Source organism: Virgibacillus salexigens (assembly GCF_014905415.1).
Lineage (GTDB): Bacteria > Bacillota > Bacilli > Bacillales > Amphibacillaceae > Virgibacillus > Virgibacillus salexigens.
In genome coordinates this window covers 248,248-274,809 of record NZ_BNEO01000005.1, presented here as the reverse complement: position 1 = coordinate 274,809, position 26,562 = coordinate 248,248, and the positions used below count along the sequence as shown (strand labels likewise).

Genomic DNA, 26,562 nt, shown 5'->3' with positions numbered 1-26,562 from the left:
GTTACCTGTTTTTCTTGACATACTGGTTGTTTTGTTCAGTTTTCAAAGAGCAAATATTTCTTAGTCGCTTTTTGCAGCAACTCTTTTATTATACCAGTTTGATTAGCGTTTGTCAATAACTTTTTTCAAGTTTTTATCATCAACTGTTTCGCTTCTCAAATTGGCGACTTTACTAATATATCATCTCAATAAGGTAAAGTCAATACCTTTTTTGCTTCAAAAAGCAAATGGGCCTGAGTGGACTTGAACCACCGACCTCACGCTTATCAGGCGTGCGCTCTAACCAACTGAGCTACAGGCCCATATAATCATGGAGCGGGTGAAGGGAATCGAACCCTCGTCATCAGCTTGGAAGGCTGAGGTTTTACCATTAAACTACACCCGCAAAGATGGAAATCTATTTAATTCTGCGATGGTCGGGAAGACAGGATTTGAACCTGCGACCCCATGGTCCCAAACCATGTGCTCTACCAAGCTGAGCTACTTCCCGGAATCATGGCGCGCCCGAGAGGAGTCGAACCCCTAACCTCTTGATCCGTAGTCAAACGCTCTATCCAATTGAGCTACGGGCGCTTAAAACAACATTTTCAAATCTATCATATCCGATTAATTTATGCAAGAACTTTTTGGTGCGGTCGAGAGGACTTGAACCTCCACGGGTTATACACCCACTAGGCCCTCAACCTAGCGCGTCTGCCATTCCGCCACGACCGCAAAGTAAAATGACAGGAAATAAAAGACTGTGATTTAACACAGCTTCTACGATGCGGGTGGAGGGAGTCGAACCCCCACGTCCGAAGACACTAGATCCTAAGTCTAGCGCGTCTGCCAATTCCGCCACACCCGCGTAATTGAATAATAGTGAGCCATGGAGGATTCGAACCTCCGACCCTCTGATTAAAAGTCAGATGCTCTACCAACTGAGCTAATGGCTCATATGAAATGAATTTACTTCTTAATACTAGTTCGTTTAGTTCGGTTAATTATTTATGGTTTCAAAAGAAAAAATGGCTGGGCTACCAGGATTCGAACCTGGGGTACACGGGATCAAAACCCGATGCCTTACCGCTTGGCTATAGCCCAACATCTGGCGGTCCGGACGGGACTCGAACCCGCGACCTCCTGCGTGACAGGCAGGCATTCTAACCAACTGAACTACCGGACCCGACCTATGCAATTAGGATGATGACCCGTACGGGATTCGAACCCGTGTTACCGCCGTGAAAGGGCGGTGTCTTAACCACTTGACCAACGGGCCATTAAAAAATGGCGGAGAAGGAGGGATTTGAACCCTCGCGCCGCTTACACGGCCTACACCCTTAGCAGGGGCGCCTCTTCAGCCACTTGAGTACTTCTCCATATGGCTCCACAGGTAGGATTCGAACCTACGACCGATCGGTTAACAGCCGATAGCTCTACCACTGAGCTACTGTGGAATAAAAGATCAATAACAATTGCAACGAGAAATATAATACAGCATTCTGAGCTAAAAGTCAACATTTTTTTATGATTTTCTCAACGAAAACTATGTAAGTTGAATCCACTGTATGAGACAGCTTAATTAATTTATCACGGATGACATCATTCGTCAATGGTTTATCACCATTTTTTTATATTTATTGTAGTATAATCCTCCCCTTACATTTTCCGCAGCGGTATTTAGATGTATTTATTCTTCTCATTCGTCTATACGTCTGATTACAATTTCTGCATTGATACTCATAATTATACTTCATTTGAGAAGGCAATGGTTTACAATGTCGAGGAGAGCCCGTAGCTTTTAAAAGTTCTTTGAATTCACGATCTCCGTGTTTATATCCTTTTCCTTCTATATGAAGATGATAGTGGCATAGTTCATGCTTTATAATTCCAATAAATTCTGTTTCATCCCTTTCCATCGCATACTTAGGATTGAGTTCAATGGTCTTCCTACCCGGAATATATCTGCCACCTGTCGTTCGTAATCGGGAATTAAAAGATACCTTATGTAAGAAAGGTTTATTGAAATGTACTATTGATAGCCTATCGACTAATTCAAATAACTCGTTATCATCTGGAAGCCTCATCAAAATTCTCTCCTTATCAATAAGCTATTCTAATATTTTAATATACTATCGATTTTATTGCAGCATATTTTTATTCTTTCCTATATTATGTGTCAAAAATGTTATGTTCGTTATTTAAAATTATTGTAATTAAACATTGATTTTTATTTGAATTATATTATAATATTAAGTGTAGATATATTAATACTTAGTAAAAGAGAGGAGATTTACATTGAGTAATAAAAGAAATACTTTGACTACTGCTGCTGGTGCACCAGTAAGTGACAATCAAAACTCAATTACAGCTGGACATAATGGACCTACACTACTACAAGATTTTAATTTACTAGAGAAGCTTGCTCATTTTAATAGAGAACGTATTCCTGAACGTGTTGTGCACGCAAAAGGTGCTGGTGCATTTGGGTACTTCGAAGTTACAAATGACGAAATCTCAAAATATACGAAAGCTGATTTCCTCAGTGAAAAAGGTAAACGTACGGATATGTTTATCCGTTTTTCTACAGTTGCAGGTGAGCTTGGATCCGCAGACACTGTTCGTGACCCTCGTGGTTTCGCAGTTAAATTTTATACAGAGGAAGGAAACTATGATTTAGTTGGTAATAATACACCAATCTTCTTCATACGCGATGCAATTAAGTTTCCTGATTTCATTCATACACAAAAACGTAATCCACAAACTCATTTGAAAGATAAAGACATGGTATGGGATTTCTGGTCTCTATCTCCAGAATCATTGCACCAAGTAACCTATCTTCATAGTGACCGTGGTATTCCAGCCACCTTACGCCATATGAATGGATATGGAAGCCATACGTTTAAATGGGTTAATGAAGAAGGAGAAGCATTTTGGGTTAAATACCATTTCATTAGTGAACAAGGTATCAAAAACCTAGACCCTGCTCTAGCAGATAAAATTGCTGGTGAAAATCCTGATTATCACACAGAAGATTTATTTAATTCGATTGAAGAAGGCGACTACCCTGCATGGAGATTATATGTACAAATCATGCCTTATGAAGATGCTAAAACATACAAATGGGATCCATTCGATGTAACAAAGATCTGGTCTAAAAAAGACTATCCACGTATTGAAGTTGGCCGCATGGTATTGAACCGTAACCCTGAAAACTACTTTGCAGAAGTAGAACAGGCTGCGTTTTCACCTGGTCAATTCGTACCTGGAATTGAAGCATCTCCAGATAAAATGCTTCAAGGGCGTTTATTCGGATACTCTGATGCTCACCGCTACCGCCTAGGTGCAAATCATCATAGCATTCCAGTAAACCGTCCTAAGAACGAAGTAAATAATTATCAACGTGATGGCTTTATGAGTGTAGATGGTAATGGTGGAAACAAACCAAACTATGAGCCAAACAGCGTGAACGGTCCTACAGAAGATAGCGATGCTAAAATTAAGCCATTTGAAGTATACGGAGAAGCTGATAGCGTTGCTTACGACAGTGACGATCACTATACCCAAGCTGGTGACCTTTACCGTCTTATGTCATCAGATGAAAAAGAACGTTTGGTTCAAGCTTTTGTTGATCATATGACTCCAGTTACAAAAGATGAAATTAAACTTCGTCAAATTGAGCATATCTACAAAGCAGATTCTGAATGGGGCGAACGTGTAGCCCAAGGTCTTGGTTTACAAGTTCCAGAAGGCGTAAAATAAGTAACACTAATGAAAGAAGCATGGCCCTTTTGTGAGCCATGCTTCTTTACTTTTCTCCTTCGATCATCGATAAAGCAATTCTTCCCTTATTAATATCTATATTCTCTACCCAAACTGTAATTACATCTCCAACCGAAGCAATATCCATTGGATGCTTAACAAATGAATGAGACATTTTGGAAATATGAACAAGTCCATCTTGTTTCACTCCAATATCTACAAACACACCAAAATCAACAACATTTCGAACAGTTCCTTGCATTTCCATACCTGGCTTAATATCTTCCATTGCTATCACATTCTGCTTTAATAAAGGTTGTGGAAAATCATCACGCGGATCACGCTCTGGCTTCGTTAATGCTTGTATAATATCAATCAATGTCGGTTCGCCAATCCCTAATTGTTCAGAAACTTGCTTAGGATCTATAGCATGAATCCCTTCACGAAGTTTATCTGACCCAATATCGCTTACATCGCAATTTAACATTGTTAACAGGTTTTCCGTGTTTGAATAACTCTCTGGATGAATGGGAGTACGATCAAGCGGGTTATCTCCATCAATAATTCTAAGAAAACCAATGCCTTGTTCATACGTTTTTGCACCTAAGCGAGGTACTTTCTTTAATTGTTTCCGATTCGTATATTTCCCTTCTTCATCACGCTGTTTCACAATATTCGTTGCGACGGCTTTGCTAAGCCCCGAGACATATTGTAATAACGATGCGGAAGCAGTATTTACATTTACACCAACCTGGTTTACTGCTGTTTCAACAACAAAAGATAATGATTCATTTAACGACTTCTGACTCACATCATGTTGATATTGACCAACTCCTATGGATTTTGGATCAATTTTAACTAACTCAGCTAATGGATCTTGAACACGTCTAGCAATGGATACCGCACTTCTCTCTTCTACTTGTAAATCCGGAAATTCTTCTCGAGCTAGTTTAGAAGCTGAATATACACTGGCTCCTGCTTCATTAACGATAATATATGGCACTTGTAATTTGTTTTTTCCGATAACATTTGAGATAAATTGTTCTGTTTCTCGGGAAGCTGTACCATTGCCAATGGCAATCAACTCAATCTTATAAGTCTTTATGAGCTCCATCACCGTCTTTTCTGCTCCAGCAACATCATTTCTGGGTGCTGTTGGATAAATAACACCTATTTGATGCACTTTACCTGTTTCATCGATCACAGCTAGTTTACAACCGGTACGAAAGGCTGGATCTACACCCAGTACAGTTTTTCCTTTAAGAGGCGGTTGGAGTAATAGGTTCTTCAAATTCTTAGAGAAAACGTCGATTGCTTGTTGCTCTGCACTTTCTGTTAGACTGTTACGAATTTCACGCTCAATAGACGGTTGGATCAATCGTTTATAACTATCTTCAATTGCATGCTTTAAGACTTGAGTCAACGCTTCAGATGTTGCTTTTGTAATAACATTCCTTTGTAAATACTCAATAATTCGTTCCGTTGGTGGGTTTACAGACACTTTTAATATACCCTCTTTTTCACCACGATTCAGTGCTAAAATGCGGTGTGATACAAGTGAACGTATCGCCTCATGAAATTCATAATACATCTCATATACTTGTTTCTCGTCTTTCTCTACATCTTTTTCCTCGGATTCAATCATACCACGTTTAAACGTTTCTTCTCGCATAAATTCACGATATGCTGGCTCCTCTGAAATCCATTCTGCCATAATATCGTTTACTCCTGCTAATACATCTTCAATTGTATGTAATTCTTGTTCTTCTGATATATAGACAGCTGCTTCTTCTTGAATATCTGTAATCGATTGCTGCCAAATCAATTCTGCTAATGGTTCGAGACCTTTTTCCTTAGCTATTGTCGCTCGTGTACGTCTTTTTTGTTTATAAGGGCGATAAAGATCTTCCACTCGTTGTAACTGCATGGCTTGCATAATTTCCTGCTGCAGTTCATCTGTCAATTTCCCTTGATCTTTAATACTGCGCAATACTTCTTGCTTTCTTTCAGCTAAATTAACCGCATAACTCCATTTATCTTGAACAGATTTTATCTGTACTTCATCTAAACCACCCGTTATCTCTTTGCGGTAACGTGCAATAAACGGTACCGTATTACCTTCTTCTAATAATCCAATAACCTTATTTACAATCGAAGTGTTTACTTCTGTCTCTTTTGCCACCCATTGGATTAATTCTTGATTCTGTTCGTTCGCCACACATTTTCCTCCTTTACATCCAAATCTATTTTATCATAAATCGAAAACTGAAGTTGAATACAACCTCACGCTACAAATTGTACGAAGATTCGTTCTCCATTGACAGGATACAAGAAAAAAAGCTGACTCTTTTCATTGTCAGCTTTGCCTAAAATGCATTGCAATAAGTGTTGTATCGTCTTTTCGACTAGAGTCGCTTACATATTCAAAGGTTTGCGTAATTTCATTCACATCTTCTGTCATAATGTATCGTTGAGATAGATCCTTATCCGTTACTCCATCAGAAAACATGATAAACATCATATCTTCCTCCAATTTCTCACGGATAATTTTAAAAGGACGATGATAACCTGCAAGGTACCCAGCATTAGGTATATTTCTCTTCTTTTTTTGCTTATCATTAACCGTTAAAATACCAATGTTGCCAATGGAAGAAAATGAATACATATTGGACTGAAAATCAATCTTCAAAATGCCGATTACTACGCCGCGCTTCCCTTGTAATTGTTTATTACACTCTTTTATGATGCCCTCTATACTTGTGTGCATATTCTGTTTAATAATATCGATCACTATTTGGGATGACTCTTTTGCATACTCACCACTGCCTAATCCGTCGGCTACAGCACATACAAATTCTTTATCTGTCTCTTTATAAAAATAACTATCGCCACAGTAGTAATTTCCTTCTTTCGCTTGTTGAAAGACAGATACTTGTACATGTTGCATTCTTAATCAAAGACCTCTGAGCTCTCAGACTGAATTGCTTCTCTTAATTTACGTAATGAACGACGCTGTAGTCTTGATACATGCATTTGTGAAATCCCTAATAGTTCGCCAGTTTCTTTCTGACTGCGATTTTCAAAATAGGTATACTGAAGAATTTGCTGTTCTCTTTCAGATAAGATAGGTAAAATTTTCTCCAGTAACATTTTTTGATCGATCGAATTATAACCGTCCTCTTCTTTACCAACTAAATCTAAAATAGCTACCGTACTTCCATCAGAATCTGCTTCGATTTTTCTATCTACAGATAATGCTTTATAGCTTTTGCCCATTTCCATTGTCTCTAGAACATCTTCTTCTGATACCTCTAGATAATCCGCTATTTCTTTAACTGATGGAGATTTTTGCGTTTCAGTGGTTAATGTGTCTACTGCTTTTTTTATTTTTGGTCCTAACTCCTTAATTCTCCTTGGTACATGGACACTCCATGTTTTATCGCGGATAAATCGTTTAATTTCTCCAATAATCGTGGGTATTGCAAAGGATTCAAAAGATTTACCAAAAGCTGGATCATACCTACGAACGGCAGCTAGTAACCCAATCATACCTACTTGAACTAGATCCTCATGTATACTACTATTCTTAGAGTACTTACGTGCAATAGATTCTACGAGATCCTTATAGGTGAGAACAATTTTTTCCTGCAGACCTTCATTAGTAGGATCTTGTTGTAACGATTCAATTAATTGGTAAACCTCATCTCTTCCGCTATTGTGTGGTTGAGATTTGGTCGTCATCAAAGCCCACCTCAGTTTCATTTAAATACTTTGTCATTAAAACAATAACCCCATAGTTATTATTTATTTGTACTTTATCCATTAATGCATCGATTAGGAACAGACCAAAACCTCCCTCTTTTAGGTCTTCGATCGAATCCGTATGCTTATAGGGGCCGATTCCGTCTTTCACTTCGTTCAGATTAAAACTACCTCCATGATCAGCTACCATAACTTCTAGTCTATCTTCGTACACGCCAAAACCGATGGTAACTTCTCCATCATCATTGTCTTCATAAGCATGTGTAACGGTATTCGTAATTGCTTCCGATATAGCTACTTTTAGATCTTCAATATCTTCATAAGAAAAGCCCATGCGATTTGCTATCCCCGAAATACTTAATCGCACTACTCCAACATATTCTGCTTTTGCAGGAACTTTTAGTTCAATAAAATCAAATCTTTCCATTATTCACTTCCACCCCGAATCGCAGAATTGATATCCATAATTTCATCTAAACCCGTAATCTTAAAAAGACGAAGCACACGATCTTGAATGTTAACAAGCGTCATTTGACTATTATTCTCTTTGGTCGATTTTAAGGCACTGATAAATATTCCTAAACCTGTACTATCCATGTAATTCACCTGTTCTAAATCCACCTCTACTAAATGACCGGATTGCTTTGTTAAAGGTAGTAATGCTTCTTTTAATTCTGGTGCAGTATATGCATCTATTTCACCTGCGAGGTTAACAATTGACTTATTCGTTTCTTCTACAACATCCACACTTAAATTCATACTCTTCCTCCTATATCAGAACGATATAATTCGTAACTCTAGTTTTTACCCATTTTATTTAACCATTAAACCTCTCTTCGTATGATTAGTAACGTAAAATCATCTCGTAACTCAAATTCTTGAAGTCGTTCAAAATGTTTAAATACTTGGTTGACCATTTCCTGTGCTGGTAAATGTGCATAGTATCTAATTACTTCTAACACCTCTTCACTTTCAATAAATCGGTCACCATCACGGCATTCTGTAACTCCGTCCGTTAACATAATTACCATATCATCTTTGTTAATATCCATCTCATATTCAGGATACGCTGTATCCGGAGTTACCCCGAGTACAAGCCCTTTTGTTTCAATCTCCTCAAAGGTATCATTTGCAGCATTATAATAATAACCAGGTTCATGACCTGCCGATGCATAACGAAGTTTATGTTCCGAGGGAAGATACTGTGCATAGAACATTGTAATGAACATACTGGGGTCAACATTTCTTTCTACCACACGGTTTAAACTATTTAAAATAGCTTTTGGGCTCATAACATCTTCTGGATAGCTATCCATGGAATACTTAATCATGGACATGCATAATGCTGCTGGAATACCTTTACCAATCACATCAGCCATCGCAATACCTAAAGAACCATCTCTCCCTTTGATAAAGTGATGATAGTCTCCATTCATTTGATGAGCTGGAACGCTAATTATGCCGATGTCTATCCCCTCGATATCTGGCTTCGTTGTACCAAGCAAGGTTTCTTGCATGCTAGCTGCGACCGATATTTCCGATTTTAATTCAGATTGTTTCTCGCGTAATGTTTGATATTCTTGATGAGCAATACCATAGGCAATCATGGCTTCTAGTAAGAAGTTCATTGAATACTGTATGTCTTCACTCAAACTGGGGTATAACTCTTCCAATGCTTGGATATGCATATTAACGATTTCATCTGGTAAGATATTGTTTTGTATAAAGGATTTGCTGGCCTGTTCTACTTCATATAGGGACTGTTCATCCCTTGTCTCCATATATCGCTTCATTAACTCTTTATATGTTTCGGCATCCAATTTCAATATATCGTCCACCTCTCTTCCCCCTATCTCCCTATGAAACCAAGGATTGTTACGATCTAAAACAACACAGGGTGTGTACAATCATAATGTACACACCTTGAGCAAAAAGTCATTCTATCTCACCCATTTAATTGCTTTGACTCTCGTTCCTTTTTCTACTTCGGATTGGAGGTCAAATTCATCCATAAGTCGTTTAACACCAGGTAACCCAGCACCTAATCCACCTGAAGTAGAATACCCATCTTCCATAACTTGTCCAATGTCTTCGATTCCAGGACCAACATCGATCGCTACCATACAAATCCCTTTATGTTCCATGTTATCTATTATTTCAAAACATATTTGTCCATGATCAGCATACAAATAGATGTTTCTAGCCAATTCTGAGATCGCGGTAGCGATACGTGCTTGATCGACAGTCCCAAATCCAATTTTTTTCGCAATATCTCTGCCTAACTGCCTAGCCCCAACAATATCCCACTCTTTATTTATGTTTACGCAAGATTGAGGTTTCATGCGCTATTCCCCCAATTCCTGGTAGAGTTTAATAAGACCCTGTTCTAAGTCTAATGCAGTTGGCACATTCTTTAAGTGTATTCCTAAATCAATTAAAGTCATTGCAACTGCTGGTTGGATACCGGTTAAAACTACCTTTGCCCCCATTAAATCAGACATTGTAACCACATCGCCTAAAACCTTGGCAATGAAAGAATCTATAATCTCTACAGATGTTAAATCAATGACTACTCCAGATGACCCGCTTTTATGGATCTTATCGAGTAAGTCTTCTTGAAATTGAATAGCTGTTTGATCATCTAATTCCGTCTGAATGGAAATTAGCAAATAATTATGGAGCTTTAGTATCGGTATACGCAAGATTCTACTCCCCTTTCAATGATTTAATCATTTGTTCCATGTTATCTTCTTTACTTTCTATATCGACAACTTGTCTGTTGGTTATTTCAAGTGCGGTTCGGAAGCCTTTTTTCAAAGAGCTTTTTGTTGGAAATTTGCCTAAGTCAATTCCAAGGTTTACAATCGTTTGAGCAATTTCTGGACGAATCCCTACTAATATACAAGTAGAACCAATTAAGCGTACTGCTTCTGCAGCTTGAATAATATGGTGAGCCACCATCGTATCAACGACAGGAACTCCTGTAATATCGATTAACACCACTTCGGAGTTATGTTTAATTACACCATCAAGCAAGTTCTCCATAATTAATTTTGCCCGTTCTGTATCAATTGTTCCAATTAACGGCATGATTGTAATACTCTCCATTACTGGAATCAGTGGTGCAGATAACTCTTGAAGTGCTACACGTTGTAAAGAGACCGTATTTTCCCAACTACCGGAATACTCATTAACCAATTGCCTAATCAGCGGCTCTACCCAAGTATCTACACTTCGAAGTACAGATGAGATAAATGCAGAATCCACTTGTTCCGATTGACTTAAAATATAATCTACTGTTACCCTGCGAAATACTTGTAGCCCATCAATGATATAACTTAATGGCCAACCAAGATTAATGATTTTCTCCGAAAAGCTTTCAACCGATTTCGGTGATCCAGCGTTTTTTATACTTGTAAATATAACATTAACAAACTCTCTATTTGTGCTTTCAAATAATTCATCAGATATACTTGAAGTGTAATTCCCATCCTTTAGTGAATGAATTTCACCCATCCACATTTTCACTATGGAATCACTGTTTTCGATCGCAACCTTTTTAAACTTCTCGTCCATTTCCATACCTCCAACGTATTTAGAGATTTGTTTATTTGTTCTTATGTTGTCAAATTATCTGTTTTAGAAAATTGTCGTTCCTGGCTAAAATTGTATAAATTTCACAATAAATTAGTTAAAAAACACTAGTAATGTCAAATTAATTGTAACACAGAAACAAATTCTATATATAATATTATCTTGTAACAAACATAAAAATACCCTTGTTCCGCATAACAAGGGTATCGTCATTGACCATACATATCTTTCAGCCCCAGACTTATTTCTAATGCCTGGTTAATTTTAGTCATCATCTCTTTATCTAATCTTGTAATTTTATCTGTTAGCCGTTGTTTGTCAAGTGTTCTTATTTGTTCTAGCAAAATAACGGAATCACGATCAAACCCATATCGCTTTGCATCTATCTCCACATGCGTTGGGAGTTTAGCTTTTTGAATTTGCGCTGTGATAGCCGCAACAATAACGGTAGGACTGAAACGATTCCCGATATCATTTTGCAGGATCAATACCGGGCGTACGCCTCCCTGTTCTGATCCGACAACAGGGGAAAGGTCAGCGAAATATACTTCGCCTCTTTGTACGATCAAGTGATTACACCCCGATCACTGAGCGTTCCAAGGTGTTTTCTGCCTCCTCTTCAGCTTGAAAAGCTTCTGAAGCAATTGTTAAATTAATGCGGCCCATTTCTTCATAGCCTTTTTGCATATTTTCACGAAATTGTTGGAAATGCTCATCTCTTTTGTGTTGAAGATAGTTTCTTGTAGCCTGACATATGAAATCACTTAAATCACTATTCTCATACTTCATTAGACCATCCACCTCATTTAACAGGTTTTTCGGTATTTTCACTAATACTTCTTGTAAACTCTCTGACAAAACCATCACACCTCCGCCAACTGTTGAACGAACTTTGTAAAAGTCATTTTCAATAATATCATTGAATTCGCCCATTTGCAAAGGGTTGCCCGAATTTTTTCTAAAAAAGTCGTTTGTTTTGTCGTTTATTAGAATTCTATACGTGGTATATGAATAATTTAATCCGTTATGAAGAGCTTTTCCCTAAAGACCTTTATATATTCGTGGAATCCGCTTATTAATCACACAAGGAATCTCATAGTTAATCGTTTCAGCATATTCCGACACCTCATCCATCGGAATAAATGCATCATTCTGGTGACCAATGAAAGTCACTTTTGTTTCAACAGGGTATGCGCGATCCAGCCGTACCATCGTTTGATCCATACAAATCCTGCCTACGATAGGCATTCTTTTTCCGTTAATTAAAATAGAGAACCCTTGCATTTTTCGTAACCAACCGTCCCCATATCCAATCGGAATTGTACCAATCCATTCTTCCTTTTTAGCTGTATAGGTACATCCATAACTTATCGAATCTCCTGCTTGAATCTGTTTCACATGCACCAATTGACTATGCAAAGAGAAGGCCTGCTTCAATTCTATATCTCCTTTTTCTTTAACAGCTTTAGAAGGATACAATCCATACATGGCAATACCAAAACGTATATAATTGTACATACCTTCTGGTAACCGAATAGCACTAGCGCTATTACCAATATGGATATCTAGATTACCATTCCAATTATCTTGTAAAAGCGAGAGCCCCCTTTCAAAGCGTTTTTTTTGTACATCAAAATAGGTTGATTCTGGTTCATCAGCTGTTGCAAAATGGGTGTATACTCCTGTTAAATATATGCTTGAATTTTTATTTAATGCATATAAGATAGCATGTAGTTCTTCTTCCGTTCTTATTCCGATTCTTCCCATTCCTGAGTCAAGTTTTAGATGGAGCTTCAATGGTTTCGTAAATGAATACGTGTTAACTTGCTGTATCCATTCTTGTTGAAAGAATGTTAATGTGATATTCTGCTCTGCAGCAATTATTGCTGATGCTGGTGGCACCCAACCCAGTACTAAAATTGGTGCAGTTATACCAGCATCTCTTAATTCAAGTGCTTCTTCCAATAAAGCTACTGCCAATGCCTCAGCCCCTGAATCTAAAGCTTTTTTGGCAACCGGAATACTTCCATGACCATAACCATCGGCCTTCACCACAGCAATTACTTTTGTATGATTAGGCATCTTATTCTTTATTGTATTTATATTATATGCAATAGCATTCAAATCTATTTCTACCCATGTACTTCTATGTAAATCCACAAATCTTGACTCCCTTCCGAAAACCAATTTTGTCTCCTTTTGCTACTTTTTAGCTCTACCTATTATTTCTTGTCTTGTCAAGGCTGTCAATTCTTTTACGACGTAATACGATTCTGATTCCAAAAATAAAAGCAGACTCTATTTAGTTAGAGTCTGCTTTATTATAATGGCATATTATTTCACTTCTTTGCTTTGTACGGATTGCGCTACTTGGATGAGTTCTTCTTTTGTTAACTCATCGCTAGCTAACATGAAGTCTACTCCATCATGCGTCCACTCGATGGAGTTGTCTGAAATTGCTCCTACCGCAAAACCTAAGTTTACAATTTCGCCTGCTACCTCATTTGGGGATGCCATGGTTTTTTGTGCTTCCGCTTTTTCTTCTACTAAGGTAAAGTTCTTTTCTCCTTCAAATGTTAAAATGACTCTTTCCCCATTTTCAGTTGAAGCTTCTTTCTTTTCGGTTAATTCTGCACCAGCCATGTATGAAGGATAAAATACGGTAAGCGAATTTCCTCCTTTATCACTTGAAACTGGCTCCTCTTGAGATCCACTACTTGCCATATTTTTCTCCATTGAAAAATCGTCATCTTCAAACGATGCTTCTTGATCGAAATTTGAGAACTTCACCTCTACTAAAGCATTTCTATCTTTATCTAGTACATTCACTTGTACAGGCTGTAATGTCTTTTTATCAAAGTAAATTTCTTGAAATGGAAGATTGTTATTGCTTTGATAATTTGTTTTTGTTTTAAACACATAATGGGAATCGGTTACTTCAAATTCCGCTTCTTTATCTTTTTCAATATCATTAATTAATGATTGGTATAGGTATGGTTGACTACTATTTTCCGGCCATTCAGATTGAAACTTAAAACTTTTGCTTAAAGCTGGTGTTAAAACAAATACACCATCCTCATTTTTTAAAATGATTTGGTTACCCTTTTCATCCTCATTACTGGATAACCCTACTCGATACAAATCATCTTTTTTATGCCAAACGTCAATATTAAACATTTGTTGTTCTTGGCCAGTGTTCATACTCATTTCAGCTTTTGCTTTATAGCCATCCATTTCTTCCATATTATCTTTTAGGTCTGCAACCACATCCTCCTGTGTCTTTTCTCCACAGGCTGATAATAATAGAACAAAGCCAAATACAATGATCCAACCACCGATTTTTCTTTTCATGAACATATCTCCCTTGTCTCAATTAAAAAACAAAGGGAACCTTATCACCTAAATACCTCTCAAGAAATGGTACGATAAACGTTAGCTATTCCGTCAATCACATCACTGGCTAATAGATCATGATGAGAGTGCTGATGTTTAATTAAAAGATCTGCGGACTTCCCATGAACATAACAGGCATTACAGATGGCATCAAACACGTCTTGTCTCTGCAAAATCATTGCCAATACAATCCCTGTTAACACATCTCCACTTCCCCCTTTAGCAAGACCTGGATTACCAGTCATATTTACCGACTGCTTTCCTTCTGGAGACGTGATAATACTATACATCCCTTTTAAAACCAGATAAACGTCAAACTTTCTAGCAAATTCGGAAGCATAACGAAAAGGTTCTACCAAAATTTCGTTAACATTCGCTCCTAAAAGCATAGCCATTTCTCCAGGATGTGGCGTCATAATGGTAGGGGATTTTCGTCTTTTTAAGGATGTAAGATATGGTTGAATATGATGTAGTCCATCACCATCAATAATAATTGGACAATTGGCTTCACTAGCAACATCTCTTACCAACTCACTCGTAAATGCTTTTCTACCCATCCCCATTCCTAATGCGATTGCGTCATAATCTTGTACATTTACTTTCGAATCATTATTGATAAATCCATCTGTCGTAGATAATACGGCATAGGTTGCTTCCACATTCGCAGACGCAATACGATTAATTACATGTTCTGATGTAGCCCCAGTAATTAATCCCGCTCCTGCTCTTAGAGCTGCTTTTAGTGTCATAGAAAGCGCCCCCGGCATTTCCGTGCATCCTCCAATCACCAGTCCCTTTCCATGTGTTCCTTTATGATCATCTGGTTTTCGACCGGGAAAACAATCTCGAACATTCGTCTCGTTCCAAATAGACTTGCTTGTACTTAACTGGAATGCTTTTTTGGGTAAACCAATGGAAACAGGTTCCCATGTACCGTAATAAGGGGATGTATGATTTAAAAACGCACTGATTTTTGGTGCCCCGATAATAAAAGTGTATGTTGCTTCTACTGCACTAAATTCAACTGTACCTTCATCAGCTGGTAAACCAGACGGAACATCTACAGAGATTACCTTTTTGGTTTGTTGGTTAATAAGCGAGACCAATGATAACAAAGGTTCTCTTAATTCCCCTTTCACGCCAATGCCAATCATTGCATCAATAATAATATCTGCATCTAACACCTCTGTTCCATCGATTCCATCGAATAAAGATAGACTGCCTCCACAATTCTCATAAATACGTTTATGAAAAGATGCATCTCCTCGTATTTTACTATCTGGAACCACTTGTAACACATGGATATGGTACCCTTGATCCATCATTGTCCGAGCAATAACAAAACCATCTCCACCATTATTTCCTGCACCAGCTAATACACAGATTTTTTCCTGTTTAGAGCTCATTGCTGTGATCTTCTCAGCAACGGCTCGTCCGGCATTTTCCATCAGCAATTTCCCATCTAAGCCAATTTCCTGCATTGCGAACTTATCAATATCGTACATTTCCTTCGCGGTGACAATAAACAATTTGTTCCCTCCTACCCGCACTAAAATATATGAGACAACCTTTCTGTTTATGCATTTTGTTCATCTTCTTCAATGACAACCTGTGCAGCAGCATAATCGTTACTATGTGTAATCGACAAGAAGATATTAACTTTCTCGTAACCAGAAGCAGTTAAGTTAGGTGCTCCACTCTCACAAGATTGTATTTCAATATCTTGAAAACGAAGCTTTCCAATTCCTGTACCTGCTGCTTTAGCAAATGCCTCTTTGGCAGCAAATCTTCCAGATAAATACTCTATTTTTCGCTTATTACTTTCTAGTGTGTAAAATTCCTCTCTTTCTGATGGCGTTAAAATTCTCTCAATAATACGGTTATTCGTTTGAATACTTTGTTCTATTCGTTTTAATTCTATTAAGTCTAATCCAATTCCCTTTATCATCGACCACGAACCCTTTCTAACTAAAATGCAAATGATTATATTTTTGATTGTTATTTTAGTACGATAAAATTGGTCATACTACTTGTAGTATTTTATTACAATATAATAACAATGATTTACAGAACCATTATCCTTTTATAATATAAAAATCGGGGGAGTCTATTCCATGTTTATTCGAAATGAAAGAAGTTTGAAAGAATTTATAACGTCTTATCCTGTTGTTTCTACATTAGTGATTGTCCACTTAGCATTATGGTTAATTATTAACTTCCTACAACTGTCTATCGGTGAAACAATTTATCAATTAGGAGCTGGGAGTAATTTTTATATCAATCAAGGTGAGTATTGGCGGCTTGTAACGCCAATATTTCTTCATGCCGATTTAATGCATGCCCTATTTAATTCTTTCTCCCTCGTATTATTTGGTCCAGCCTTAGAACAAATGCTAGGGCGCACAAAATTTATTATTGCATATTTGGTTGCTGGTATTGCCGGGAACCTCGGAACTTATTTCTTCGGCCCCTCTGAATTTTGGTACGTCCACGTAGGCGCATCAGGTGCTATTTTTGGTTTATTTGGTATTTACGTCTTTATGGTGGCATTTCGTAAACATTTAATAGATCAGACAAGCTCCCAAATTATCCTTACTATTTTCGTTGTTGGTCTCATTATGACATTTATACGAGCAAATATAAACGTATATGGACATATATTTGGGTTTATTGGCGGCTTTGCAATAGCACCTGTCGTTTTAGCGAATGCTAAAATGTATAATCCATGGGTAACTATGGCAACGCGAAGGAAGGATGACAGCGAAACCATATCATTTGACCCTAACCGCTGGAAAAAGAAACGAATTCCACGTTCCATGAAAAAAAATATATGGTGGATCATTTTCATCCTCTTAGTTTTATTAGGAATAATTAGTAGAATAATGTAGTGGCGAATACGGAGTTGAACCAAAAAGCAAAGTAGATAAAGAGTAATCCGAACGAACATCCGAGTATACGAAGTAATATTCGAAGTAGTTCGGATATTTTATCGTTCGTTTTTAAATGATGATGACTAAGACAGTCCTGATTCCTAATGAAAAAGCCCCATCCAAGTTGGTTGTGCCGTTCCTCGAAAGCATAGTCTGTTTCAGATTGGGTTTAAAGCAAAAATAAATTATCCGATTTTCGTGTTACTCGTTTTAGTTATGTACCAGCCAGCTTTATTATCAATTACTATTCTTGATTGGAGTAATACTAATGGCAAATATAAGTGAAATAGCTAGATTAGCTGGAGTATCTGTTACGACCGTATCCAGAGTACTTAATAACTACAAATATGTATCAGAAACCAAAAGAAGCAAAGTACAGAAAGTGATAGAGGAACTCAATTATACCCCAAATAAGAATGCAATCGATTTGATACGTGGTGAAACAAAGATGATTGGTGTAATTATTCCGTACAATAATAATCAAGCATTCGACCAAATGTTACACGGCATTCTAAATCAATCTACGATATATAATTATTCTGTCACTGTACTCCCAACAAAATATGATAACAAAAAAGAGATGGAGTATCTTACGATGCTAAAGAATAAATTTTTAGATAGTCTTATTATTACTTCCCGTTCCAATGATTGGGAGAAGATCGTTCCGTACACAAAATATGGATCCATTATTTCATGTGAGTATACAACAGCTGAAGAAGTTGGTTGTGCGTATATCGATCGCTATGCTTCCTATGTTGATACATTTCAAATGCTTAAAAAGAAAGGCTATACAAACATAGCAATTACTACTGCGAGAGCCAATGAAAGCCTTAGTACCAGGCAAACCATCCAAGCTTACCATAAAGTAATCGGAAAACTCCCACCCCATTTACATATTTCCGGTTGTTACCGTTTGGAAGATGGCTATCGAGCAGCCCATGAATTTTTGCAATTGAATGATCGACCACATGCTATTTACGCAAATGGAGATGAGGTTGCTGGCGGCATTTACAACTATGCACAATCAGTAGGAGTAAAAATACCCGATGAGCTAGCAATTGTCGGCCAAGAGAACCAGCCTATTGGAATAGCTCTTGATCTTTCAACAGTCAATCATCGCTTAATGAAAGTTGGTGAGCAAGCATTTCAACTTGCTATTCAAAAATCACAAGCAAAAGTCAACGTTCCTTATGAAATAATTCAACGATCTTCTATTTAACTATTGACCTGAAATCCATTTCATCCTCTAGGATAAACATAGCAACTATTCTTAGGAGATGATGATGGTGTATCAAGTATTTATTTTTGATTTGGATGGAACGATTATTGATTCAGAAAAAATTGGATTGGAAGCATTACAAGCAACATTATCCGAGATGGGAATCGTTAAAGATCTTGAAGAACTACGTTTTTCGATTGGTATTCCAGGATTAAGAACACTCGAAGTCTTAGACATTTCCGATACTCAAACAGCGCTCGATACTTGGTTCCAAAAACAACAGCCGCATATGCAAAATGTCCCTATCTTTAGAGATATTCTCGAAGTAATCAAGCGATTACCAAAAACAGGAATTGTCACATCCCAAACCAAAAAAGAACTGCAAGCAGGTTTTGAAAGGCTTTCAATTGCACAGCATTTTCAAACAGTTGTATCTGCAGATGACACAGAATACCATAAACCAAATCCAGACCCGTTGCAGTTAGCCTTACAATACTTAAATTGCGACTCAAATGAGGCTATATATATTGGGGATTCCCCTTATGACATGGAATGCGCGAAATCAGCAGGAGTAGATTTCGGGGTAGCAGCATGGGGACTGACTTCTACTACCAGATTTACAAATGCGGAATATATATTTAAAAACCCCTATGAGATTTTGCAGTTAACCACCTAAGCTACCGCAGAGGCTAGGACCCAATAAAGGTCGTTCACTAAAATCCGAACAATAATATAGTGGTGAAGTAAATCCTGATAAGAAATGCGGTTCGATCCGTAGATTCCTGCAGGAACATCGCGAGCTGAAGTCCCCCTAAAAAGTGAAGTGTTTATGGAGCTAGAATAGAACCTGTTTTTGGTAAACAAATAATCCGAACTGATTCGAGTGTGAAATCGTTCGGATTATTAAATGATAAAATTCTTTGACTTCCCTTCCTTTTTACACTCGGTATGAAAACCAATCTGCTAATGAATCTGCTTGGACATCTTTTACTTCCTTTAATTGATAATGTTTACCAGAACCGTACTTTCCGATAATAGATAGTTTAAAGTTAGCAAGGTTTTGCTTTCGATGTGCAATGTGTTGTTTCTTTTCATAGGCTTGAATACGCTTATGAAACAAGACGACTGTTATCCTACTAAAAGTGCGGCAGCGGATCATTAATCGTTTTTCTTGTATAAGAAAGCCTCCATCTGAATAACGGAGATAACCTAGATATAACCCAAGTATAAGAAAAACAATGACAGTCCATAAGAAAGTTGGAATAAATATAGCGATTGGTATCGCGATTAGAATAAATGGGATAACTCCACGAAGCATATAAAATTTCTTCGCCTTGATTGGGAGTTTTCTCCATGTTGGCTCGATTGGATAACTATAGGAAGGAAGGAGTGTCCTCAAAAAATCCTCCACTTCGTCTTTTTTCATGATTGGAAATAATAAAGTGGAATACTCTTCTCCTTTATCTAAGGAACCACCAGCTACTTCTGCAAATAAAGAAACATAACCAAAGGGTTGACGAATCATGCTTTCTTTCATACCAATGGCTTGAATACGTTTTAAAGGTATAGTAATTTGCTTTTTTTCTAGTAGGCCTCTCGTAATAAATAATTCTTCATCACGCCTCTCAATACGGAAATGACCGTACTTAACCATCGTCCCTACTATTCCAAGCAGCCATAGAACGAATAAGAATCCAATTGTTATTATAACGATAAGCACAACGCTTAGCCCAATTATCCACTGTATCGTATGATCAAAATAATTATCAGGAATAAATTGTTCTAATTCGGACAATGCAAAAGCGATAAAAGCTAATAATACACCGATGCTTCCAGATGTTGTTCCAGCAATGAACAACCGCTTGTTGGTAATTTGATAAAAAGGTGCTTGTACGGTCTTCGTTTCTCCAACTTCCGATGTAGCTACCTTGGTTACTTTCAAAAGATTTCTTAGTTGTTCAGCCTCTGCTACCTTCACCGCAGTTAGAGAAGCTTCTGCTGAAGTACCTGAACCAGCAGTTTCTATTTGTACTTTTGCTAAGCCTAATAACCGATGCAGGACATTAGCTGTTAAATCGATTGATTGAATACGTCCCTTTGAAATATACCTTTTCTTTTTAATAAAAATTCCAGATTCAATACGCAGTTCCTCATCAGTCACTGTATAAGTGAATCGCAGCCAAGTAATGGTACTAAAAGTGACAAGAAGTACAGTTACAAGCGTAATCGCTCCAATAAAGTACATAAAATGTTCATCGCGAAAAGCAAAAAAAGCTACAACGATAGGGATAATCATTTCTCTGAGTGACTTAAAAAATTGAAACAAAATAACAGCAGGGTGCATTCGTTTTGCTCTATACATCTTCTTCATCCACCCTTGCTAATTCTGAGATCCGATCTCGCAACACGGAGGCGTCTTCCTCAAGTAAAGCTGGTATCTCATGTGTGGTAGCAGCTGTGGATATTGTCACACTTGCTAATCCATACCTTTTTAATATTGGCCCTTGTTTTGTATCCACATGCTGTACACGTATCATGGGAACTAAAGTCCTCGAAACAATAATAATGCCATGCTGTATGTAAATCTCTTGGTCAAACACTTCGTATCTCCAGCGCCGCCAGCGAAGAGCTGGCAAGTATTGTATTGCAATATACGCCAATACGATAATTACAACCAAGCCAATGATGCTGTACCAAATAGTAAAATCAAAGAGCATACTAATAATAAATGCAGCTATCCCAATGATAATAAGGATACCAAAAAATATTGCTTCGGTAATTCTCCATACCTTGATAGCGTCTTGAGCTATCGTATGTTTCGGAGGTTGTCTCATGTCCAATCACCTTGTTTTTTAATTTTCTTCTCAACTAATACGATACATCGATAGAATATGTTTCATTTTATTCTTATCCTACCATGAAGCTCATCTATACTAAACCATATAAAAAAAGCTTCTTGCTATTCAAGAAGCTTTTTTTATATTAACTAATCTCTATTTCTCCGCTTTTGAAAATTACCTTTCCGATTACGGCCACCCTGGTTGCGGCCGCCTTGACCACTACGACCACTTTGACCGCGTTTCCCGTAAACACGTTTATTATTTGAACGTCGACTATCCTTCGAACGTTGTGCTTTTTTAACACTTACTGGTGCTACAGAAGATATCTTAACAGGAGTGTCTTTGCGCTCCTTGGTTAGTAACTTCAATGCTGCAGCTACGACTGAAACAGAATCGTGTTCTTCTAATAGTTGATTGGCCGTTTGGTGGTAATCATTCAAATCTTTCTTCTCAATCGTACCTTTAATTTTATTTAATGATACTTGTTGCTGTCCCTTTTGGGCATCATGATTCGTTGGAGGTACCATACGTTTCATTTTACTTTTCGTTACTTTTTCAATTAATTGCAAGTGTGCCATTTCTCTTGGAGTAATGAATGAAATGGCTGCGCCAGTTCGACCAGCACGTCCCGTACGACCGATTCGATGAACATAACTTTCTGGATCTTGTGGAATATCAAAGTTATACACATGCGTAACACCAGAAATGTCCAATCCTCTAGCAGCCACATCTGTCGCAACTAATACATCAACACGACCATGTTTGAATTTCTTAAGGACGGACATACGCTTACCTTGGGTTAAATCGCCATGGATTCCTTCAGCTCGATAACCTCTTGCTTGCAAACCTTCCGTAATCTCATCGACACGTTTCTTCGTACGACTAAAAACGATCGCTAAATCTGGGGAATAAATGTCCAAGTGATTATTTAACGTATCAAATTTATATTTTTCCGGTATTTCAATGAAATACTGATCAATATTTTCAACCGTCATTTCCTTCGCTTTAATCTTAATTTCTTTTGGACTTTTCATCAAATTTGTTGCGATTTCTCTAATTTCTTTAGGCATTGTTGCTGAAAACAATAATGTTTGCCTTTCTTCTGGAATTCCTTTTAAAATATCACGAATATCATCAATGAATCCCATATTCAACATTTCATCTGCTTCATCTAATACAGCAGTCTGAATATAGTTTGTACGAATTGTTTTCCTGCGCATATGGTCTAATAGTCTTCCTGGTGTAGCAACAACGATTTGTGGACCATCCTTTAAAGATCGAATTTGACGATCCATGGGTTGACCACCATAAACTGCAAAAGCGCGTACTCCTTTAAGCTTTCCTAGCCTATTTAATTCTTCTGCTACTTGAATAGCTAATTCTCTTGTCGGCGCTACTACTAATCCTTGAATTTTTCTTGCTTTTGCATCTAATTTTTCTATCATTGGAATACCAAAAGCAGCGGTTTTCCCTGTTCCAGTTTGAGCTTGTCCAATTAAATCATTGCCTTCTAAAGCAAGTGGAATTGTTTCTGCTTGTATCGGTGTAGCTTCTTCGAACCCCATTTTTTCTAATGCTTTCATAATGGAAGTTGAGATGCCTAATTCTTTGAATGTTGTCACCTATTCCTCTACTCCTTTTTTTGTGATTGTAAAAGAGGCCTTGGTTGCTTCTATACTTTAGTTCTTGATATCGTTCCCGCGTTCACAGTATAGTAAAAGCTTATCTTTAAGGGAATTTTACACAAAAATCGTATGACTTTATTTATATTCTAAAATCAGAATGTATTTTTATACTTCTAAAGTACAAAAAGGCTTCACCATAATGGTAAGAGGCCTCAATCGTAAGTTCATGCAATCAATATGATAACATATTTTTCATAAGGATACTAATTAGAAAATGATTTTTTTACTATACCATGATAAAATGTATGGGATATACAAGTATAAATTAGGAGGGTTTAGGATGCGTCTTCCTCCGTTTAACCCATACATTGCTGTAGTTATTGGAGTTGCCTCTGTTTCGACCTCTGCAGTATTTGTAAAGCTGGCAGACCAAGCACCTGCAGCTATTATCGCAAATTATCGTTTATTATTTGCCGTATTATTAATGGCTCCTTTCGTATTAACTAAATATCGACATGAGTTAAAATTAATTAATCAAAAAGATTGGATATTGTCCATTTTGGCCGGAATTTTTTTAGCCTTCCATTTTATATTATGGTTTGAATCTTTAAACTATACTTCCGTAGCAAGTTCAGTTGTACTTGTAACGCTTCAGCCTATTTTTGCATTTCTAGGCACCTATTTCTTTTTCAAGGAACGCTTCTCATCTGGAGCCGTAATTAGCATGCTAATTGCATTAATTGGAAGCATTATCATAAGTTGGGGCGATTTTAAGATAAGTGGAGTAGCTCTCTTTGGCGATATACTAGCATTACTTGGGGCAATAACCGTTACTGCTTATTTCTTATTAGGTCAACAAGTTAGACGAAATCTTTCGTTAATGACCTATACATTTGTTGTATATGGCGTCAGCTCCATCACGCTTATTGTCTATAACTTATTGCTTAGCAACGCTTTCTTTAATTATCCAGCCGATCATTGGTGGATTTTCTTAGCACTTGCTATTATTCCGACTTTTCTTGGGCATACCTTATTTAACTGGGCGTTAAAATGGTTAAGTACGGCAACCATTTCTATGGGGATTGTTTTTGAACCAATAGGAGCCTCTATCCTCGCCTATATTATATTAGGCGAGAATATAACTGCCTTTCAATTATTAGGTGGGACAATCGTACTCTTTGGTTTGTTTTTATTTATTTTAAGTACCAATCGAAAAACGAAAATGACAATCGCAAAAAAAGAACAGCAAGATTAATTTTTACGAAATGGGTGAATACATGTACATTCAATTAATGACAGATGGTGGGGCAGATATTCCATTGTCGCTGCTTAATAAAACACAAATTATTCAAGTACCACTCTATTTGCATTTTAGTGATGGCCAATACCAAAGTGGAATTGATTTAGATCTCCCTGCATTCCATAAAAAAGTTTCAGAATTAAACGAATTGCCTAGATCAGCAGCACCAAGCCCTAATGATTTTTATGAAGCATTTAAACAAATTGATAAACAAACACCAATTCTTATGCTAAGTCTTACTAAAGGATTAAGTAGTACGTATGAGAATGCGGTGTTGGGACAGAGAATGTTGTTAGAAGAAGAACCAGAACGCAATATAGAGGTAATTAATACAAAAACCGCTTCTTCAGGAATTGCGTTATTACTTCATGAAGCAATCTCAAAAATAAATGACGGCTTTGCATTTTCAGAATTAGTAGAGCATATGCACCAAATGGTTGAGCACACCACCACACTATTTGTGCTTAAAACGCTTGAAAATCTTATTCTAGGTGGTCGTTTAGACAAAGTGAAAGGTACCATAGCCAAAACATTAAACATTAAGTTATTAATGAGAGCTAGTGAGGAAGGTACCATTGAAGTTAGTGAAAAAGTACGTGGTGATAAAAAATCCATTCGCCGATTTATTGAACAGATCGGAGAATATACTAAAAATGTGGAAGATAAGGTTATATCATTAGCACACTGTAATGCCGAGGAGCGGGCAAATAACGTACTAGCCGAAATTCGTAGAAAGTACAATTTCAAAGACGCCTATCTCATGGATACTGGTCCACTAATTTCTACCTACGGTGGTGAAGGTGCCCTCGTCATTTCCTTCTTTCGAGACTGAATTATGTATGTAAGAGTCTGTTAACACATGGGTTACAGACTCTTTTTATGTGTTCATCACTACCTCTTGTTTGGTAAGAAATGAATAGACCATTTGATTAAGGGTGTCTTTATCATCCCCTAAACAAATTAAATGTCTGGAACGTTCAAAAAACACTACTTCCTTGCGTTCTGAAGTAATTTCTTTATTTAAGTAATAAGCGGTTTTATATGGTACCATTCCGTCCTGTTGCCCTTGAGCAATTAATACAGGCGATTTAATTTTTTTTAAATATCTCCTTGTGAATTTTACCAATTTTAGAAATTCAATATTTGCTTTTAACGGTACGGCTCCTAATTTCTTTTTATAATGGATGTATAACTTATTCCTTCCTAAATCACCTTTTATTGCATCAGCAATTACCCCGCCAACGTCTAAGCTAATTTGTTTAAAAGACAAGTACTTTCCTGAAGTTGCCAAAAGAACGAGCTTCTCTACTTTGTATTTTGCTGCAAGATAAGCAGCAATCATTCCTCCCATTGAAAATCCAATAAGATATACTGTCTCGTACTTCTCTCTTAATTGCAGCAATGTAGTTTCTGCTGCTTTAATCCATTTCTTATAAGAAACATTTTTTAAGTTAAGCCTTCTTCCATGTCCAGGTAGCGTAGGAACATTAATATGCCAATTGGTATGTTCATGTAAATAATTGGCTAGTGGTTCCACTTCATAAGGGCCGCCAGTATAACCATGAATAATTAAACATGCTGTCATCATATTTATTCTCCTCTTTCATATCCTATATCTTCGTTTACCCGATAAAGGAAAAAATTATTATAGTTACTTAATGGATAAAATAACAAACTATTTTTCCAACAAAAAAGCTGATGTGTTCCTTTTTTACCATCAGCTTGATTTCCTCTATCGAAACGTCTTTATTAGTGAACCGAATTGCTTCACAATTGGCGACACTTGGTGATACGTATTAGCTAACTGCCCTACGGTTGATAACATTTTATCTAAATCTAATTGTTGACCTGGTCCAGGGGGAGCTTGATCTTGTGTAGCAAATTCTGGAACATTCATGTCTTGATAATCCGTTTGTTGATTTAGTTGCGATTTTGTACCTGGCCAGCTCATTGGTTGTTGTGGCTTAGCAAAATAATCATAGGGGGTCTGCTGCACGGCTTGAAAATTGTATGGATTACTCCCGTGGTAATTTTGATTCCCTGGATCCGTATTCAAATTGTAGTTATATTGTTGAGGATAAGGATAATTACGTTGGCCATCATCATGAAAATAAGCGTGATCAAAATAAGGCCGATGAAACATTTGAACACACACCTT

Annotated in this window: 27 protein-coding genes and 12 tRNA genes; 6 read left to right on the top strand and 33 right to left on the bottom strand. The window is 37.2% G+C overall.

Annotated features, from left to right (window positions below; translation table 11 throughout):
* Nucleotides 1–228 precede the first annotated feature (228 nt).
* From JKP73_RS18660 to JKP73_RS18600, 13 genes are all read right to left on the bottom strand, one after another.
* Nucleotides 229–302, bottom strand: a tRNA-Ile gene (locus JKP73_RS18660).
* A gap of 9 nt (nucleotides 303–311) precedes the next feature.
* Nucleotides 312–385 (bottom strand) — tRNA-Gly (locus tag JKP73_RS18655).
* A gap of 28 nt (nucleotides 386–413) precedes the next feature.
* Nucleotides 414–490, bottom strand: a tRNA-Pro gene (locus JKP73_RS18650).
* A 6-nt stretch (nucleotides 491–496) separates the two neighbouring features.
* Nucleotides 497–573: transfer RNA gene (locus JKP73_RS18645), tRNA-Arg, on the bottom strand.
* Nucleotides 574–627: 54 nt separating this feature from the next.
* Nucleotides 628–714, bottom strand: a tRNA-Leu gene (locus tag JKP73_RS18640).
* Nucleotides 715–765: 51 nt separating this feature from the next.
* Nucleotides 766–847: transfer RNA gene (locus tag JKP73_RS18635), tRNA-Leu, on the bottom strand.
* A gap of 15 nt (nucleotides 848–862) precedes the next feature.
* Nucleotides 863–935: transfer RNA gene (locus JKP73_RS18630), tRNA-Lys, on the bottom strand.
* A 73-nt stretch (nucleotides 936–1,008) separates the two neighbouring features.
* Nucleotides 1,009–1,083 (bottom strand) — tRNA-Gln (locus JKP73_RS18625).
* Nucleotides 1,084–1,088: 5 nt separating this feature from the next.
* Nucleotides 1,089–1,165 (bottom strand) — tRNA-Asp (locus JKP73_RS18620).
* A gap of 21 nt (nucleotides 1,166–1,186) precedes the next feature.
* Nucleotides 1,187–1,258 (bottom strand) — tRNA-Glu (locus tag JKP73_RS18615).
* Nucleotides 1,259–1,267: 9 nt separating this feature from the next.
* Nucleotides 1,268–1,358, bottom strand: a tRNA-Ser gene (locus JKP73_RS18610).
* A gap of 3 nt (nucleotides 1,359–1,361) precedes the next feature.
* A tRNA-Asn gene (locus JKP73_RS18605) sits at nucleotides 1,362–1,436 on the bottom strand.
* Between the two features lie 180 nt (nucleotides 1,437–1,616).
* A complete protein-coding gene (locus JKP73_RS18600) occupies nucleotides 1,617–2,066 on the bottom strand; it encodes a SprT family protein (protein ID WP_021288577.1) in 450 nt (149 codons plus the stop codon).
* Between the two features lie 211 nt (nucleotides 2,067–2,277).
* Between JKP73_RS18600 and JKP73_RS18595 the strand changes: the two genes are divergently transcribed.
* Nucleotides 2,278–3,741 carry a catalase gene (locus JKP73_RS18595; RefSeq protein ID WP_021288578.1) on the top strand — a complete coding sequence of 488 codons (1,464 nt, stop codon included), beginning with the start codon at nucleotides 2,278–2,280 and terminating at the stop codon, nucleotides 3,739–3,741.
* A gap of 46 nt (nucleotides 3,742–3,787) precedes the next feature.
* Here JKP73_RS18595 and JKP73_RS18590 read toward each other — a convergent pair whose 3' ends face one another.
* The 15 genes from JKP73_RS18590 to acpS all read right to left on the bottom strand — a co-directional run bounded on the left by JKP73_RS18590 (nucleotide 3,788) and on the right by acpS (nucleotide 16,438).
* A complete protein-coding gene (locus JKP73_RS18590; protein WP_160807659.1) occupies nucleotides 3,788–5,959 on the bottom strand; it encodes a Tex family protein in 2,172 nt (723 codons plus the stop codon).
* Nucleotides 5,960–6,097: 138 nt separating this feature from the next.
* A complete protein-coding gene (locus JKP73_RS18585; RefSeq protein WP_021288580.1) occupies nucleotides 6,098–6,688 on the bottom strand; it encodes a SpoIIE family protein phosphatase in 591 nt (196 codons plus the stop codon).
* A gap of 2 nt (nucleotides 6,689–6,690) precedes the next feature.
* A complete protein-coding gene (gene sigB / locus JKP73_RS18580; RefSeq protein WP_021288581.1) occupies nucleotides 6,691–7,482 on the bottom strand; it encodes an RNA polymerase sigma factor SigB in 792 nt (263 codons plus the stop codon).
* Nucleotides 7,454–7,930, bottom strand: coding sequence for an anti-sigma B factor RsbW (gene rsbW, locus JKP73_RS18575; protein ID WP_021288582.1), 477 nt, complete (start codon nucleotides 7,928–7,930; stop codon nucleotides 7,454–7,456). Before rsbW ends, sigB begins: the two co-directional genes overlap by 29 nt.
* Nucleotides 7,930–8,262 carry an STAS domain-containing protein gene (locus JKP73_RS18570; protein ID WP_021288583.1) on the bottom strand — a complete coding sequence of 111 codons (333 nt, stop codon included), beginning with the start codon at nucleotides 8,260–8,262 and terminating at the stop codon, nucleotides 7,930–7,932. Before JKP73_RS18570 ends, rsbW begins: the two co-directional genes overlap by 1 nt.
* A gap of 65 nt (nucleotides 8,263–8,327) precedes the next feature.
* Complete coding sequence (locus tag JKP73_RS18565) at nucleotides 8,328–9,341, bottom strand: PP2C family protein-serine/threonine phosphatase (protein ID WP_021288584.1); 1,014 nt, start codon at nucleotides 9,339–9,341, stop codon at nucleotides 8,328–8,330.
* Between the two features lie 102 nt (nucleotides 9,342–9,443).
* Nucleotides 9,444–9,845, bottom strand: coding sequence for an anti-sigma regulatory factor (locus JKP73_RS18560; protein WP_021288585.1), 402 nt, complete (start codon nucleotides 9,843–9,845; stop codon nucleotides 9,444–9,446).
* A 3-nt stretch (nucleotides 9,846–9,848) separates the two neighbouring features.
* Entirely contained in the window at nucleotides 9,849–10,205 is a 357-nt protein-coding gene (locus JKP73_RS18555; RefSeq protein ID WP_021288586.1) for an STAS domain-containing protein, read from the bottom strand.
* Nucleotides 10,206–10,209: 4 nt separating this feature from the next.
* The gene (gene rsbRA / locus JKP73_RS18550) at nucleotides 10,210–11,079 is read right to left on the bottom strand and encodes an RsbT co-antagonist protein RsbRA (RefSeq protein ID WP_021288587.1); all 870 of its coding nucleotides are present in this window, start codon (nucleotides 11,077–11,079) and stop codon (nucleotides 10,210–10,212) included.
* Between the two features lie 227 nt (nucleotides 11,080–11,306).
* The gene (locus tag JKP73_RS18545) at nucleotides 11,307–11,666 is read right to left on the bottom strand and encodes a type II toxin-antitoxin system PemK/MazF family toxin (protein WP_021288588.1); all 360 of its coding nucleotides are present in this window, start codon (nucleotides 11,664–11,666) and stop codon (nucleotides 11,307–11,309) included.
* A gap of 4 nt (nucleotides 11,667–11,670) precedes the next feature.
* Nucleotides 11,671–11,955, bottom strand: coding sequence for a CopG family ribbon-helix-helix protein (locus tag JKP73_RS18540; protein ID WP_031334858.1), 285 nt, complete (start codon nucleotides 11,953–11,955; stop codon nucleotides 11,671–11,673).
* 183 nt (nucleotides 11,956–12,138) lie between these two features.
* Entirely contained in the window at nucleotides 12,139–13,257 is a 1,119-nt protein-coding gene (gene alr, locus JKP73_RS18535) for an alanine racemase (RefSeq protein ID WP_200411644.1), read from the bottom strand.
* A 174-nt stretch (nucleotides 13,258–13,431) separates the two neighbouring features.
* Complete coding sequence (locus JKP73_RS18530) at nucleotides 13,432–14,448, bottom strand: LolA family protein (protein WP_200411643.1); 1,017 nt, start codon at nucleotides 14,446–14,448, stop codon at nucleotides 13,432–13,434.
* A 59-nt stretch (nucleotides 14,449–14,507) separates the two neighbouring features.
* A complete protein-coding gene (locus JKP73_RS18525) occupies nucleotides 14,508–16,019 on the bottom strand; it encodes an NAD(P)H-hydrate dehydratase (protein WP_200411642.1) in 1,512 nt (503 codons plus the stop codon).
* Nucleotides 16,020–16,066: 47 nt separating this feature from the next.
* Nucleotides 16,067–16,438, bottom strand: coding sequence for a holo-ACP synthase (gene acpS / locus JKP73_RS18520; protein ID WP_200411641.1), 372 nt, complete (start codon nucleotides 16,436–16,438; stop codon nucleotides 16,067–16,069).
* 166 nt (nucleotides 16,439–16,604) lie between these two features.
* Here acpS and JKP73_RS18515 point away from each other — a divergent pair, with 166 nt between their 5' ends.
* The 3 genes from JKP73_RS18515 to JKP73_RS18505 all read left to right on the top strand — a co-directional run bounded on the left by JKP73_RS18515 (nucleotide 16,605) and on the right by JKP73_RS18505 (nucleotide 19,315).
* Nucleotides 16,605–17,378 (top strand): rhomboid family intramembrane serine protease, encoded by a 774-nt coding sequence (locus JKP73_RS18515; protein WP_021288594.1) that lies wholly within the window; start codon nucleotides 16,605–16,607, stop codon nucleotides 17,376–17,378.
* 310 nt (nucleotides 17,379–17,688) lie between these two features.
* Nucleotides 17,689–18,639: a LacI family DNA-binding transcriptional regulator gene (locus tag JKP73_RS18510; protein ID WP_200411640.1), complete on the top strand. Its 951-nt coding sequence runs from the start codon at nucleotides 17,689–17,691 to the stop codon at nucleotides 18,637–18,639.
* 58 nt (nucleotides 18,640–18,697) lie between these two features.
* Nucleotides 18,698–19,315 carry an HAD family hydrolase gene (locus JKP73_RS18505; protein ID WP_234447136.1) on the top strand — a complete coding sequence of 206 codons (618 nt, stop codon included), beginning with the start codon at nucleotides 18,698–18,700 and terminating at the stop codon, nucleotides 19,313–19,315.
* A gap of 261 nt (nucleotides 19,316–19,576) precedes the next feature.
* On the opposite strand, the gene JKP73_RS18500 is transcribed toward JKP73_RS18505, so the two are convergent.
* The 3 genes from JKP73_RS18500 to cshA form a co-directional block, all read right to left on the bottom strand.
* Nucleotides 19,577–21,001 (bottom strand): PH domain-containing protein, encoded by a 1,425-nt coding sequence (locus JKP73_RS18500; RefSeq protein ID WP_021288597.1) that lies wholly within the window; start codon nucleotides 20,999–21,001, stop codon nucleotides 19,577–19,579.
* Nucleotides 20,994–21,473 carry a PH domain-containing protein gene (locus tag JKP73_RS18495; RefSeq protein WP_021288598.1) on the bottom strand — a complete coding sequence of 160 codons (480 nt, stop codon included), beginning with the start codon at nucleotides 21,471–21,473 and terminating at the stop codon, nucleotides 20,994–20,996. The genes JKP73_RS18500 and JKP73_RS18495 overlap by 8 nt, the downstream gene beginning before the upstream one ends.
* 152 nt (nucleotides 21,474–21,625) lie before the next feature.
* The gene (gene cshA, locus JKP73_RS18490; protein ID WP_021288599.1) at nucleotides 21,626–23,101 is read right to left on the bottom strand and encodes a degradosome RNA helicase CshA; all 1,476 of its coding nucleotides are present in this window, start codon (nucleotides 23,099–23,101) and stop codon (nucleotides 21,626–21,628) included.
* Between the two features lie 343 nt (nucleotides 23,102–23,444).
* Between cshA and JKP73_RS18485 the strand changes: the two genes are divergently transcribed.
* A complete protein-coding gene (locus tag JKP73_RS18485; RefSeq protein ID WP_021288600.1) occupies nucleotides 23,445–24,359 on the top strand; it encodes a DMT family transporter in 915 nt (304 codons plus the stop codon).
* Nucleotides 24,360–24,381: 22 nt separating this feature from the next.
* Nucleotides 24,382–25,236 carry a DegV family protein gene (locus JKP73_RS18480; protein ID WP_021288601.1) on the top strand — a complete coding sequence of 285 codons (855 nt, stop codon included), beginning with the start codon at nucleotides 24,382–24,384 and terminating at the stop codon, nucleotides 25,234–25,236.
* 45 nt (nucleotides 25,237–25,281) lie between these two features.
* On the opposite strand, the gene JKP73_RS18475 is transcribed toward JKP73_RS18480, so the two are convergent.
* Both JKP73_RS18475 and JKP73_RS18470 read right to left on the bottom strand, forming a co-directional pair.
* Nucleotides 25,282–25,989 carry an alpha/beta hydrolase gene (locus JKP73_RS18475; RefSeq protein ID WP_031334861.1) on the bottom strand — a complete coding sequence of 236 codons (708 nt, stop codon included), beginning with the start codon at nucleotides 25,987–25,989 and terminating at the stop codon, nucleotides 25,282–25,284.
* 147 nt (nucleotides 25,990–26,136) lie between these two features.
* On the bottom strand, nucleotides 26,137–26,547 hold the full coding sequence (locus JKP73_RS18470; RefSeq protein WP_021288603.1) for a YppG family protein: 411 nt from the start codon (nucleotides 26,545–26,547) through the stop codon (nucleotides 26,137–26,139).
* Nucleotides 26,548–26,562 lie beyond the last annotated feature (15 nt).